This is a genomic window from Roseiarcus sp. (genome assembly GCF_049514155.1).
Taxonomy (GTDB): domain Bacteria; phylum Pseudomonadota; class Alphaproteobacteria; order Rhizobiales; family Beijerinckiaceae; genus Roseiarcus.
The window spans coordinates 1-11,341 of the sequence record NZ_JBEKVH010000131.1; the positions used below are offsets into that span (position 1 = coordinate 1).

Here is an 11,341-nt window from a genome sequence, read left to right on the forward strand (position 1 = left end):
GAGGATGCGCAAAGCGGAGGACTTTCCGCGCGCTCGTTCCGGCTGCGGGTTTGTCCGCGCGTCGGCGATTCGCCCGCCGTGCGCGCTCAACCTGATGGTTTCGTTAGACCAGGGTCGACGCTTTGGCGGCCGGCCGGCCTGCGGGGATCGTTTATGACGTTCGCATGCGCGTGCGCGGGTTTATCCACTGCAATCGCGAGCTTATGCACATGGATGTTCGGCGCGCCCGATAGACGGGCCGAGGGGTCGCGCTACCCTGCCGTTCTGTGGCGGAGGGGGAACGCCATGCGGCATTTCGTGCGTTTCGCCAAAGTGTCAGCGAGCGGGTCGGTCGATCGGGTCGGCTGGCGGCTCCGCATCTTCCTGACTCCGGGCGAGGCTGGCGCCTTCGCCGAGGAATTTGCCGGGAAGCCGTGGCGGATCGAGATCGGCGAATACGAGGACGGCGAGGTCAACGCTTCGGCGGAACTGGCGCGCCGCTTCCGCGCCGAGGCGTTGCGCGCCGACGGGCCCGCCGGACGCCATTGAAGTCGCTGTTTTTCGCTAGACAACCCAAAGGGTTGGATGGTCGGAGTGGCGGGATTCGAACCCACGACCCCTTGTCCCCCAGACAAGTGCGCTAACCGGGCTGCGCTACACTCCGACGGTGCGCCTTATAGGCATAGCGCGCGTCGGAGGCAATGCGGCGCAACCTTATGAGCGAGGGCGCGTTTGCGCCCCCCGCCCCGGCTCAGCCGCCGCGCGAGAGCGACAACAGCCGTTCGGCTTCGCGCAGGTCGCTGAGAACAGCGCGCAGCGCGGCGAGGTCGCCTCGCTGGACGGTCGGCCCGGCGTCCGCCGCGGGACGAGCCGCACCCGGCGTCTCAACGGCGGGAGCGGCGGCCTTATTCGTCTCGGTCTCGGTGACTTCGCGGCCCGCCAGCCCGCGCGCCACCATCGCGGCGCCCTGCTCGCGCAACAGCTTCTGCACGCCCTTGATCGTGTAGCCTTCGCCGTAGAGGAGCTGCTTCACGGCGCCCAGCAGTTCGACATCGTCCGGTCGGTAATAGCGCCGTCCGCCGCCGCGCTTGAGCGGCTTGATCTGGGGAAAACGCGTCTCCCAGAACCGCAGCACGTGCTGCGGCAGGTCCATTTCCTCGGCGACTTCGCTGATCGTGCGAAACGCTTCCGGGCTCTTGTCCATGGCGCCTCGTTCTCCGTCTCGAAGTCTAGTCGGCCGCCGCGCCGCCGTTGCGCCGCGCCGCCGATCCGCCGTTGATGCGCGCCTTCAGCACGTTGGACGGTTTGAAGACCATCACTCGGCGCGGCAGGATCGGCACTTCGACGCCGGTTTTCGGGTTGCGGCCGATGCGCTGGCCTTTCGAGCGCACGACGAAAGACCCGAAGGACGACAGCTTGACCGTCTCGCCGCGCGCCGCGGCGTCACAAATCTCGTCGAGGACGGCTTGGACAAGTTCCGCCGATTCCGTGCGCGAAAGACCGACCCGGTGATAGACGACCTCGGAGAGGTCGGCGCGCGTCACGGTCCGACCATTCGCTCGGTCGGTCTTGGCTACGGACATGGTCCCCCCCAAACACACTCTCATGGCGGCGAAGGATTCAACGCCCCACGCACGGTCGACAGACCGTTTCGACGACGTCAAATTTGGCCGCTGACGCCCCAATCAAGGGCCCGACGTTACACCAAAAGCCCTTGGCGAGGAAAGTCATTTGCCGCGCCGCAAGGTCGCAGCGGCTTGTTATGAGACGCTTCTCGGTGGCGCTTGACGCCCCGGCCTGCTAGTCGCTTTGCGCCCGCCGTTGGACGGACCTTTCAAGGCAAGCGAGCCCGCATGAACAGCGCGCCACATTCCACCCGCGTCGCTCTCGTCACCGGCGCTTCGCGCGGAATTGGCCGCGCCGCCGCCCTCGCGCTGGCCGCCGCCGGCTGCCACGTGGTCGCGCTGGCGCGCACCCAGGGCGGGCTGGAGGAGCTCGACGACGAGATTCGGGCGCTGCGCCCCGACGTCGAGACGCCCGCCACGCTGGCGCCTTGCGATTTGCGCGACTTTCCCGCCATCGACCGGCTCGGCGAAGCGCTGCACAAGCGCTGGGGGCGCCTCGACATTCTTGTCGGCAATGCCGGCGCATTGGGCCCATTGTCGCCGCTCCACCACGTCGACCCGAAGCAGTGGGAAGAGGTCATGGCGGTCAACGTCACGGCGAATTGGCGGCTGATCCGCGCCCTCGACCCCCTGCTGCGGCAATCGCAAGCCGGGCGGGCGGTATTTGTCACTTCGGGCGCGGCGAGCCGCACAGAGTTGCTCGCCTATTGGGGCCCCTACGCCGTTTCCAAGGCGGCGCTCGACGCGCTTGTCCGCACCTACGCCGCCGAGACCGTCAACACCTCGGCGATCCGGGTCATGCTGGTCAATCCCGGTCCGCTGCGCACCCGCATGCGCGCTTCCGCGATGCCGGGCGAAGATCCGACGACCCTGCGCGCGCCGGAGGAACTCGCGCCCAAGATCGTCGCACTGTGCGCGCCGGCGTGGAGCGAGACCGGCAAGCTCTACGACTTCCCCCACGACCGGGTGATGAGCTTCTCGGCGCCGGACTGAGGCGGATTTCGCTTGCGCCGGCCGACGGCTCGTCTATAAGCGCGCGGTCGAAGTTCCCGCTGGGGGCTGAACGGAAGGCCGCGACCGATGAGGTCGCGGTAGGGCTTAAGCGCCCGGCTTTCGGTGTTCCCGCCTTCGAAAGATCCGCCTCGAGCCTTTCCAACCGGCTCGAAGGGCTCAGCGCGGGGCTTCCGAACGACGAAGGAAAGGCTCTCCATGGCTCTCTACGAGCATATCTATTTGGTGCGGCAGGACGTGACCGCGCCGCAGGTCGAAGCGCTGACCGAGACGCTCAAGACCCTCATCGCCGCTAACGGCGGTTCGGTCGCCAAGGTCGAAGCGTGGGGGCTGAAGTCCCTCGCCTTCCGCATCAAGAAGAACCGCAAGGCCTATTTCACCCTCTTGAACATCGACGCGCCGTCGGCGGCGATCGTCGAGCTGGAGCGTCAGCTCAGCCTCAACGAAGACGTCATCCGCTACCTCACTTTGCGCGTCGACGAGCACGAAGCCGGCCCGTCGGCGATGCTGCGCAAGCGCGAGGAAAGCGACCGCGACGATCGCGGCGGCCGCGGCCCGCGCCCCGATCGTGGCGATCGCGGTGACCGTCCCGATCGTCCCCGCCGTCCGCGCGACGACGCCCAAGCCGGAGCATTCTGATGGCCACCGCGCCCCGCCGCCCCTTCTTCCGCCGCCGCAAGTCCTGCCCGTTCTCCGGCGCCAATGCGCCGAAGATCGACTACAAGGACACGCGCCTGCTGTCGCGCTACATCTCCGAACGCGGCAAGATCGTGCCCTCGCGCATCACCGCGGTTTCGGCCGGCAAGCAGCGCGAACTCGCCCAGGCGATCAAGCGCGCGCGCTTCCTCGGCCTGCTGCCTTACGTCATCCGCTGACGATCAACCGGGGGCGAAAGCCGCTCCTGACAAACGAACAGTCCCGCACGGCCGAGCCGCGCGGGACAAGTTGGGGCCGGCGGGATCGTCGGCCTCTAACCGCCTCGAACCGCGGGACAGCGCATTCGCATGATCCAACGCTTCGCCGTTCCGGTCGGCGCCGGCGCCGTTTCGGCGCTGCTGTTCGCCCTTATGGTCAAGGGCACGCCGCTCGCGCTCGCCCTCGCCTATCTCGCGCCGATGCCGCTGATGATCGCCGCCTTCGGCTGGGGGGCGCTCGGTGGGCTCGTGGCGGCGGCGGTCGCCGCATCGGCGCTGGTCGCCGTGTTCGATGTGCAGGGCGCGCTGGCCTTCCTCCTGGTCGTCGCCGCGCCCGCCTGGATCCTGCCGACCTTCGCCGTATTGCCGCGCTATGCGCCGCCGTGGCGGCGCAGTGACGCCGACGTCCCTGCCCGCACCCCGGTCGGCGTGGTCGTCACGCTGGCGGCGGCGCTCGGGGCGCTCGCCGGCCTCGCCGGCCTGGCGACGCTGATCATCGGCTATAGCGGCTACGAGGCGGGTCTGCAGGCGCTGATTTCCGAACTTACGCCGGCGATCGAACAGGCGCTCGAGGGCGTCGACGTCCTGCCCGACGGGGTCAGCGCGCGGGACGTCGCCGAAGAGGTGGCGAAGCTCGCGCCGCTGGCCACGGCGACGCTCGGCTTCCTCACGCTCTGCGCCAACCTCTACGCCGCGGGGCGCTCGACCGCGTTGTCGCATCGCCTGCCGCGTCCCTGGCCCGACCTGCCGACCGAATTCGTCCTGCCGCGGCCGCTCGCCGTCGTCGCGGTCATCGCCGTCGGCGTCGCCATCGCCCTGCCCGAGCCGATCGATCAGTTCGCTTGGGTGTTCGCCGGCCCGCTCGCCGCAGCTTACGCCCTGCAGGGCTTCGCCGTGCTGCACGCGCTGTCGCGCGGCCTGCCGCTGCGTCCGCTGCTGATCGTCGCGCTCTATTTCTGCTGCGGCGTTCGCGCCGGATGGACGCTGCCGCTGATCGCCCTCGTCGGGCTGGTCGACAGCGCGGTGAACTTGCGCGCGCGCGCCGCGGCGGCGCGGCGCTCGAAGATTTGAGTTTTGCAATCACGCTGAACCTGAGGAGAGAACGATGGAAGTGATTTTGTTGGAGCGCGTCGGCAAGCTCGGCCACATGGGCGACACGGTGCGGGTCAAAGACGGCTACGCCCGCAATTTCCTTTTGCCCCACGGCAAGGCGTTGCGCGCCACCGAGGCCAACAAGAAGAAGTTCGAAAGCCAGCGGGCCGACCTCGAGGCGCGCAACCTCGAGATGAAGCGCGAGGCCGGCGACGTCGCCTCCACGCTCGACGGCAAGAGCTTCGTCATCATCCGCCAGGCCGGCGAAACCGGGCAGCTCTACGGCTCGGTTTCGGCGCGCGACATCGCCGACGCGGTCATCGCCGCGGGCTTCCAGGTCCAGCGTAGCCAGGTGGCGCTGCTCCACCCGATCAAGACGCTCGGCTTGCACAAGACGCCGATCCATCCCCACCCGGAAGTCGAGGCGTTCGTCACCATCAATGTCGCCCGCTCTCAGGAGCAGGCGGAGCGTCAGGCCAAGGGCGAGGACCTCAACGTGCGTGAGGAAACCTCGATGGACGATCTCGGCCTCGAGGTCGGCCAGGCGCTCGCCGCCGCCGGCCCCAACGCGAGCCTCGCGCAGGATTAGCCGCGCCGAACCCGATCTCGGGCGCGGCCGCCGGCCGCGCCTGCAGGCGTCACTCAGGCGAAGCGGAATTCGCTGACGTGGCGATAGGTCTCCCCCGGCGCCAGCCGGCACGGGGAGAAATGGCGCCGGTTGGGCGAATCCGGGAAGCGCTGCGGCTCCAGGCACAGGCCTGAATGGGCGCCATAGCGCGCGCCGTCGAGCCCGGTCGCCGCGCAGACGAGCTTGGCGGCGTCGTAGAACTGTACGCCCGGCTCGCTGCTGTGCAGCTCCATCGTCAGGCCGTTGACCGGCGAACGCACGCGCGCGATCGGCGCGAGGCCAGTCGCGTCGGGCGAGCGCACGGCGACGAAATTGACGTCGTAGAGCTGTCCGGACGGGTTGCGGATCGGCCGCGGCTGGCGGAAGTCGAACGGCGTTCCCGCCACGGCGCGAATTTCGCCAGTCGGGATCAGCTCGTCGTCGGACGGCGTGTAGAACTCGCTCAAGATCGCCACCTCGTGGTCGCGAACGTCGTTCGAGCCGTCGAGATTGTAATAGGCGTGCTGGGTGAGATTGACGATCGTCGGCCGGGCGCAGGTCGCGCTGAGTTCGATGCGCAACGTCGCCGGCTCGAGCAATCGGTAGACGCAGACGGCGCGCAAGGCGCCTGGGAATCCCTGATCGCCGTCGGCCGACTCGAGTTCGAGCGTCGCCGACGTCGCGTCGACCGGGCCGAGCTTCCACACGCGCCGCCCGAAACCGTCAGGGCCGCCATGCAGCGTGTGCTTCTCTCCGGGCTTGCGCGCAAGCGTGTGCACGGCGCCGTCGAGGGTGAAGCGGCCGTTGGCGATGCGATTGGCGAAGCGACCGGGCGCCGCGCCAAAGTACGGCGAATGGGCGACGTAATCCTCGATCGAATTGAGGCCGAGCGTCACCCGCTGCTTGCCATGACCGAGCGGCACGACGAGATCGCGCAGCACCGCGCCCCAGGTGAGAATCTTGGCGGTCGCTCCCGCCTTGGAAGCGATCGTGGCCTCGAACACCGGGGCGCCCTCGTGCTGCCCGAACGAATGCACGTTCATGCCCGTTCCCCCTCGCCAAGTCCGCCGCGCCGATCGTCGAGCCGCGCTTCGCCCGTCGCCCTTATCGCATTGACGGGGCGTCGAGATGCGCGCGCGCGGCGGCGAAAACGGCGCGAAACATCTCGGGGGTCAACGTACCCGTGTTCGTGTTGTAACGCGAACAGTGATAGCTATCGAACAGGACGAGCGGCGACTGCGCGACCTTGTGTCGCGCACCGTGCGTGAAGGGAAAACGCGACGGACGCGCGTCGAGGGCGCGCAGGGCGCTGTCGTGGGCGACGCGCCCGAGGGCGACGATCGCCGCGAGGCGCGGCAGCGCTTTCATCGCGCCGGCGAGATAGGGCCGACAGGCGGCGATCTCGGCCGGCGTCGGCTTGTTTTCGGGTGGCACGCAGCGCACCGCATTGACGATGGCGCAGTCGACCAACGCCAGACCGTCGTCCGGGCGGCGGTCGTAAACCCCGGCCGCGAAGCCGTACGCCAGCAGCGTCGCGTAAAGCAGATCGCCGGCGGCGTCGCCGGTGAACGGCCGGCCGGTGCGGTTGGCGCCGCGCAGGCCCGGCGCGAGGCCGACGATCAACAGCCGCGCCGACGGGTCGCCGAACGATTCGACCGGCGCGTTGCGGAACGCGGGAAACGCGGCGCGGTTGGCGTCGCGAAAGGCGGCGAGCCGGTCGCACGCGCGGCAGTCGGCGGGCGGGCTGACGTCAAAAGACAAGCGGGCGCTCCCGCCGCGGTTCGTGAGCCATGGCCCGGAGCCTCCGTCCGCTCACTCGCGCCCGGTCTCGTCCGGCGGCGCAGGCGTCGGCGTCGGCGCCGGCGCGTAGGCGGCCTGGCGACGCGGTTCGCCGGTGCGCGCCGCGCGCTCGCTCGGATCCCGACCGATGCGCGGCGCGAGCTGCGCGAGGTCGATGAATTCGTCGGCCTGGCGGCGCAGCTCGTCGGCGACCATCGGCGGCTGCGTGACGACGGTCGAGACGACCGACACCCGCACCCCTTGCCGTTGCAGCGATTCGACCAGGGAGCGGAAATCGCCGTCGCCGGAGAACAGCACCATCTGGTCGACGTGCGGCGCCATCTCCATCGCCGTCACCGCCAGCTCGATGTCCATGTTGCCTTTGACTTTGCGCCGTCCGGTCGAATCGACGAATTCCTTGGTCGGCTTGGTGACGACCGAATAGCCATTGTAGTCGAGCCAGTCGACCAGCGGCCGGATCGACGAATATTCCTGATCTTCCACGAGGGCGGTGTAGTAGTAGGCGCGAATCAACCGCCCCCTGCCCTGGAACTCGCGCAGCAGCCGCTTGTAGTCGATGTCGAAGCCGAGCGATTTGGCCGACGCGTAGAGATTGGCGCCGTCAATGAAGAGCGCGAAACGTTCCTGATCCGGCATGGTCTCGACCAATTCATCGCTCCGCGCTTGACGCGGCCTCCAGCATTCATCTTATGACGCGCCGGTTTCGTTTGCCAGAACAATGCGCCGCAGCGCTTGGCCGGTTTCGTTGTCTATGGCCCGTGGCTGGGCTAAGGCTCGCAAGCGAGAGGCCGCGGACGGGGCGGACGGTCGAACGGAGGGGAGCGCGCATGAAATTGGTCCGCTACGGCAAGCCGGGCAGGGAAAAGCCGGGACTGATCGACGCGGCCGGCAAGATCCGCGACCTGAGCGAGGTCGTCGCCGACATCGACGCTGCGACGCTCGCGCCGCGCGTCCTCGCGCGCCTGGCCAAGATCAAGCCGGAGAGCCTGCCGACGGTTCGCGGCGCGCCGCGCATCGGCCCCTGCGTCGCCAATGTCGGCAATTTCGTCGCGGTCGGGCTCAACTACGCCGACCACGCGGCGGAATCGGGGATGGCGATTCCCAAAGAGCCGGTGCTGTTCATCAAGCCGACCAATTGCATCGTCGGCCCCAACGACGACATCGTGATCCCCAGGGGCTCGGAAAAGACCGACTGGGAAGTCGAGCTCGGCGTCGTCATCGGGACGCGCGCGAGTTACGTCAGCGAGAAGGACGCGCTCGCCCACGTCGCCGGCTATTGCGCCGTCAACGACGTCTCCGAGCGCGACTATCAGCATCGGCGCGGCGGCGGCCAATGGACCAAGGGCAAGGGCTGCCCGACCTTCGGCCCGATCGGCCCGTGGCTGGTCACGAAGGACGAGGTTCCCGATCCGCAGAACCTGTCGATGTGGCTCGACGTCAACGGCGAGCGGATGCAGAGCGGCTCGACGGCGACGATGGTGTTCGGCGTCGCCAAGCTCGTCGCCGAAATTTCGCAGTTCATGATCCTTGAGCCGGGCGACGTCATCACCACCGGCACGCCGCCGGGCGTCGGCGACGGCAAGAAGCCGCCGCGCTATCTCAAGGCCGGCGACACGGTCTCGCTCGGCGTCGACGGCCTCGGCCAGCAGGCGCAGCGCGTCGTCGCCTGGTCGAAATCAGCCTAAGCGCGCCCGCCGATGCGCGCGGCGCGCTCGTATCTCGGCGCAGGGCTGGCGGTTCTCTATGCCGCCGCCTTCGTCGTCGCCTATTGGCTCTACGCGCAAGCGGCGGGCGCCTTCATGGCCGATATTTGGCTGTCGCTCGCCGCCATCCCCTACATTCTGACGACAGCGGCGCTGACGGGCTCGTCGGATTTCGCCGCCGCTTCGATCGGCGAGGTGTTGGCGGCGGCGGCGTTCTGCTCAGCGCTCGCCTATGTCGCGGGCGCGCTCCTCGAGGCGTTGCTGCGCGGCGCGTGGCGACTGGTCATGCGTCATCCGAGGCCGACGTAAGCTCCTCGTCCGCTCCCGCGCGTTCTATAGCCCCAGCATCAATTGCAGGTTCTGCACCGCCGCGCCGGACGCGCCTTTGCCGAGATTGTCGAACTTCGCCGCCAGCAGCGCCTGCCGCCGCGCCTCGTTTTCATAGACGTGAATCAGCATGTCGTTCGTGCCGTTGAGCGACTCCGGCTCGAGGCGCAGCGCGGCCGCGGTCTCCGCGGCGCTCGCGACTTTGACGTATTGCGCGCCCTTGTAATGCGCGGCGAGCGCGGCGCGCAGGTCGGCGCCCTTCGGCTTGCCCGCCAGCGCGTCGAGATGCAGCGGGACGCTGACGATCATGCCCTGGCGGAAATTGCCGACCGACGGCACGAAGATCGGCTTCGCCGCCAGCCCCGAATAACGCTCGATCTCCGGCAGGTGCTTGTGCTGCAACGCCAGCCCGTAGAGCTCGAAGCTCGGTGCGCGGCCGTTCTCGAACGCTTCGATCATCGCCTTGCCGCCGCCCGAATAGCCGCTGACCGAATGGATCGAGATCGCGGCGTCCTTGGCGATCAGGCCGCTCGCGGTCAGCGGCGCGATGAGCGCGATCGCACCGGTCGCATGGCAGCCTGGATTGGTGACTTTGCGCGCGTTGGCGATCGCCGCCCCCTGCCCCGCCGCCAGCTCCGGAAAACCGTAGACCCAGCCCGGCGCGACGCGGTGCGCCGAGGAGGCGTCGATCACCCGCGGCGCCTTTGCGCCGATCGCTTCGATCGCCTTGGCGGTCTCTTTCGCCGCCTCGTCGGGAAGGCAGAGGATGACGAGATCGACTTCGGCGTAAAGGCGCAGCTTGGCCGCCGGATCCTTGCGCAGCTCGGCCGGCAGGCTGCGCAGCGCGATTCCTGCGAACCCGGCGAGCTTGTCGCGGATTTGCAGTCCGGTGGTTCCGGCTTCGCCGTCGATGAAAATGGCAGTGGTCATGATCGTCTCGCTTCGCAAAGGGCAACGCAGGTCGCGCGGCGCGAAAGGCGCGCGGGAATGAACGTCAGCGTCGGCGGAGGCGGGTCCCGATCATGGCGCGCTCAATGCGCCATCGGCGCGCCGGCGTCAAGGCGCTCGCCAGCGGTGGAATTTGTAGACGCGGGCGTCGACCGCGTCCTGCCGGCAATTACCCCGTTCTGACGAAATAGCGGCGACGTCGCCGAGCGCGGTCGACGCCCGCGCCTACAAACCGCCCAGCGAAGCAGACGCCTTTCAGCGCCTAGCGAGACGCGCCGCCCTCGCCGTGGCGCCGGCGCGCCTCGGCGGCGATGAGGCGCAATTGCGGCGCGACGGCTGTCTTGTCGCCGCCCGGGGCCTCAAAGATTCCAGGCGTCCAGAAGTCGTCGGGCAAGCGCTCGCAGCAAGCTAGCGCCTTGTCCTCGTCGCCGAGCCTCGCGTGGCAATCCGCTTGGAACAGCAGGCCGAAGCCGAGGTTTTCCCAATCGTCCGGGTTCATGCGTTCGCTGCGATCGAAGTCGTCGAGCGCCTTCTCGTATTCGCCGAGATGCCTAAGGACTTCGCCGCGCAAGAAGAAAGCGTCTGCGTCAGGATTCAGTTCCACGACCTTGTTCATGTCCTCAAGCGCCCGATGCGGCTCGCCTAGGTCCATCCATCCGAAATGACGCCCGCAATAGGCGAGGTGGTTGTTCGGGTTCTCGTTCAGCCATCCGTCGACGATTTTGAGATAACGCTGCGGATCGGTGCGACGAATGTCGTGCAGCGCCTTCACTTCGTCAGGCGTCGTTGGTTCCTTCATCGTTAGCGCTCCGCGAGCGGCGTTCGCCGCGCTTCGGTGGAGTGCGCCGTCTTTCCTCATGGAAGCGTCTTGTTTCCGAAGCCGAAGGGCTGTCAAGGGGCGAAGCCCGCCGGCGGCGGCGCGCAAAAAGCGCGCCCTTGACAGCCCTTCGGCTTCGGAAGTTTTGGCCTCCATGAAGTCGACGGCGCGGTGGGGCGGCGGGAGCGGGCCGATTGGACCGTCGGTGGCCGGAGCCGCACGTTAAGCGAATTTAGGAAGGCGGCGCCGCGATGACGGCGTCACAGCGGCTTGGTTCGACTTTCCGCAATGGGTGGGAGCGGAAATTTGCAACAGAAATTTGCAGCGGTTAGGCGTTTGGTGTTCGTAGGATCGCAGCGTGTTGCAAATATCTTGATTTGTGCACCTCGAAGCTAACCTAGCCCCTCTTGTCGGGCAGATGAATTGGTGCCCGAACCGGGACTGTCAGGAATCTTGTGTGCGGGGCCCGGGTTGACCATCACGCTTTGACGAACCTGTCGTCGAACATGATGGCGAAT

At 68.0% G+C, this 11,341-nt stretch carries 15 protein-coding genes and 1 tRNA gene; 8 read left to right on the forward strand and 8 right to left on the reverse strand.

Annotation, left to right across the window (positions count from 1 at the left end; translation table 11 throughout):
* Window positions 1–285: 285 nt before the first annotated feature.
* A complete protein-coding gene (locus tag ABSF49_RS16360) occupies window positions 286–528 on the forward strand; it encodes a hypothetical protein (RefSeq protein WP_424113718.1) in 243 nt (80 codons plus the stop codon).
* Window positions 529–565: 37 nt separating this feature from the next.
* Here ABSF49_RS16360 and ABSF49_RS16365 read toward each other — a convergent pair.
* From ABSF49_RS16365 to ABSF49_RS16375, 3 genes are all read right to left on the reverse strand, one after another.
* Window positions 566–643: transfer RNA gene (locus tag ABSF49_RS16365), tRNA-Pro, on the reverse strand.
* Window positions 644–730: 87 nt separating this feature from the next.
* Window positions 731–1,183, reverse strand: a complete 453-nt coding sequence (locus ABSF49_RS16370) for a MerR family transcriptional regulator (protein WP_424113719.1) — start codon at window positions 1,181–1,183, stop codon at window positions 731–733.
* A 25-nt stretch (window positions 1,184–1,208) separates the two neighbouring features.
* Entirely contained in the window at window positions 1,209–1,562 is a 354-nt protein-coding gene (locus ABSF49_RS16375; RefSeq protein WP_424113720.1) for an integration host factor subunit alpha, read from the reverse strand.
* A 270-nt stretch (window positions 1,563–1,832) separates the two neighbouring features.
* Between ABSF49_RS16375 and ABSF49_RS16380 the strand changes: the two genes are divergently transcribed.
* The 5 genes from ABSF49_RS16380 to rplI all read left to right on the forward strand — a co-directional run bounded on the left by ABSF49_RS16380 (window position 1,833) and on the right by rplI (window position 5,210).
* Window positions 1,833–2,597: an SDR family NAD(P)-dependent oxidoreductase gene (locus ABSF49_RS16380; RefSeq protein ID WP_424113721.1), complete on the forward strand. Its 765-nt coding sequence runs from the start codon at window positions 1,833–1,835 to the stop codon at window positions 2,595–2,597.
* Between the two features lie 216 nt (window positions 2,598–2,813).
* Entirely contained in the window at window positions 2,814–3,254 is a 441-nt protein-coding gene (gene rpsF / locus ABSF49_RS16385) for a 30S ribosomal protein S6 (protein ID WP_424113722.1), read from the forward strand.
* The gene (gene rpsR / locus ABSF49_RS16390) at window positions 3,254–3,490 is read left to right on the forward strand and encodes a 30S ribosomal protein S18 (protein WP_424113723.1); all 237 of its coding nucleotides are present in this window, start codon (window positions 3,254–3,256) and stop codon (window positions 3,488–3,490) included. Before rpsF ends, rpsR begins: the two co-directional genes overlap by 1 nt.
* A gap of 129 nt (window positions 3,491–3,619) precedes the next feature.
* A complete protein-coding gene (locus tag ABSF49_RS16395; RefSeq protein ID WP_424113724.1) occupies window positions 3,620–4,600 on the forward strand; it encodes a hypothetical protein in 981 nt (326 codons plus the stop codon).
* 34 nt (window positions 4,601–4,634) lie between these two features.
* On the forward strand, window positions 4,635–5,210 hold the full coding sequence (rplI, locus tag ABSF49_RS16400; protein ID WP_424113725.1) for a 50S ribosomal protein L9: 576 nt from the start codon (window positions 4,635–4,637) through the stop codon (window positions 5,208–5,210).
* Between the two features lie 53 nt (window positions 5,211–5,263).
* Here the strand turns inward: rplI and ABSF49_RS16405 are convergent, their stop codons facing one another.
* From ABSF49_RS16405 to ABSF49_RS16415, 3 genes are all read right to left on the reverse strand, one after another.
* Window positions 5,264–6,271, reverse strand: coding sequence for an aldose epimerase family protein (locus tag ABSF49_RS16405; protein ID WP_424113726.1), 1,008 nt, complete (start codon window positions 6,269–6,271; stop codon window positions 5,264–5,266).
* Between the two features lie 61 nt (window positions 6,272–6,332).
* Window positions 6,333–6,989: a uracil-DNA glycosylase gene (locus ABSF49_RS16410; RefSeq protein WP_424113727.1), complete on the reverse strand. Its 657-nt coding sequence runs from the start codon at window positions 6,987–6,989 to the stop codon at window positions 6,333–6,335.
* Window positions 6,990–7,040: 51 nt separating this feature from the next.
* Entirely contained in the window at window positions 7,041–7,664 is a 624-nt protein-coding gene (locus tag ABSF49_RS16415) for a LabA-like NYN domain-containing protein (RefSeq protein WP_424113732.1), read from the reverse strand.
* A 191-nt stretch (window positions 7,665–7,855) separates the two neighbouring features.
* On the opposite strand from ABSF49_RS16415, the gene ABSF49_RS16420 reads away from it, so the two are divergent.
* Both ABSF49_RS16420 and ABSF49_RS16425 read left to right on the forward strand, forming a co-directional pair.
* Window positions 7,856–8,713, forward strand: a complete 858-nt coding sequence (locus ABSF49_RS16420; protein ID WP_424113728.1) for a fumarylacetoacetate hydrolase family protein — start codon at window positions 7,856–7,858, stop codon at window positions 8,711–8,713.
* A gap of 12 nt (window positions 8,714–8,725) precedes the next feature.
* Window positions 8,726–9,040: a hypothetical protein gene (locus ABSF49_RS16425; protein ID WP_424113729.1), complete on the forward strand. Its 315-nt coding sequence runs from the start codon at window positions 8,726–8,728 to the stop codon at window positions 9,038–9,040.
* A 24-nt stretch (window positions 9,041–9,064) separates the two neighbouring features.
* Here the strand turns inward: ABSF49_RS16425 and argC are convergent, their stop codons facing one another.
* Both argC and ABSF49_RS16435 read right to left on the reverse strand, forming a co-directional pair.
* The gene (gene argC, locus ABSF49_RS16430; RefSeq protein WP_424113730.1) at window positions 9,065–9,988 is read right to left on the reverse strand and encodes an N-acetyl-gamma-glutamyl-phosphate reductase; all 924 of its coding nucleotides are present in this window, start codon (window positions 9,986–9,988) and stop codon (window positions 9,065–9,067) included.
* Between the two features lie 280 nt (window positions 9,989–10,268).
* Window positions 10,269–10,805, reverse strand: coding sequence for a tetratricopeptide repeat protein (locus tag ABSF49_RS16435; protein WP_424113731.1), 537 nt, complete (start codon window positions 10,803–10,805; stop codon window positions 10,269–10,271).
* Between the last annotated feature and the right edge of the window lie 536 nt (window positions 10,806–11,341).

Excerpts from the sequence above, each read along its gene's own strand:
- ABSF49_RS16360 (WP_424113718.1), top strand. The coding sequence starts at position 286 with ATGCGGCATTTCGTGCGTTTCGCCAAAGTGTCAGCGAGCGGGTCGGTC.
- ABSF49_RS16370 (WP_424113719.1), bottom strand. The coding sequence starts at position 1,183 with ATGGACAAGAGCCCGGAAGCGTTTCGCACGATCAGCGAAGTCGCCGAG.
- ABSF49_RS16375 (WP_424113720.1), bottom strand. The coding sequence starts at position 1,562 with ATGTCCGTAGCCAAGACCGACCGAGCGAATGGTCGGACCGTGACGCGC.
- ABSF49_RS16380 (WP_424113721.1), top strand. The coding sequence starts at position 1,833 with ATGAACAGCGCGCCACATTCCACCCGCGTCGCTCTCGTCACCGGCGCT.
- rpsF (WP_424113722.1), top strand. The coding sequence starts at position 2,814 with ATGGCTCTCTACGAGCATATCTATTTGGTGCGGCAGGACGTGACCGCG.
- rpsR (WP_424113723.1), top strand. The coding sequence starts at position 3,254 with ATGGCCACCGCGCCCCGCCGCCCCTTCTTCCGCCGCCGCAAGTCCTGC.
- ABSF49_RS16395 (WP_424113724.1), top strand. The coding sequence starts at position 3,620 with ATGATCCAACGCTTCGCCGTTCCGGTCGGCGCCGGCGCCGTTTCGGCG.
- rplI (WP_424113725.1), top strand. The coding sequence starts at position 4,635 with ATGGAAGTGATTTTGTTGGAGCGCGTCGGCAAGCTCGGCCACATGGGC.
- ABSF49_RS16405 (WP_424113726.1), bottom strand. The coding sequence starts at position 6,271 with ATGAACGTGCATTCGTTCGGGCAGCACGAGGGCGCCCCGGTGTTCGAG.
- ABSF49_RS16415 (WP_424113732.1), bottom strand. The coding sequence starts at position 7,664 with ATGCCGGATCAGGAACGTTTCGCGCTCTTCATTGACGGCGCCAATCTC.
- ABSF49_RS16420 (WP_424113728.1), top strand. The coding sequence starts at position 7,856 with ATGAAATTGGTCCGCTACGGCAAGCCGGGCAGGGAAAAGCCGGGACTG.
- ABSF49_RS16425 (WP_424113729.1), top strand. The coding sequence starts at position 8,726 with ATGCGCGCGGCGCGCTCGTATCTCGGCGCAGGGCTGGCGGTTCTCTAT.
- argC (WP_424113730.1), bottom strand. The coding sequence starts at position 9,988 with ATGACCACTGCCATTTTCATCGACGGCGAAGCCGGAACCACCGGACTG.
- ABSF49_RS16435 (WP_424113731.1), bottom strand. The coding sequence starts at position 10,805 with ATGAAGGAACCAACGACGCCTGACGAAGTGAAGGCGCTGCACGACATT.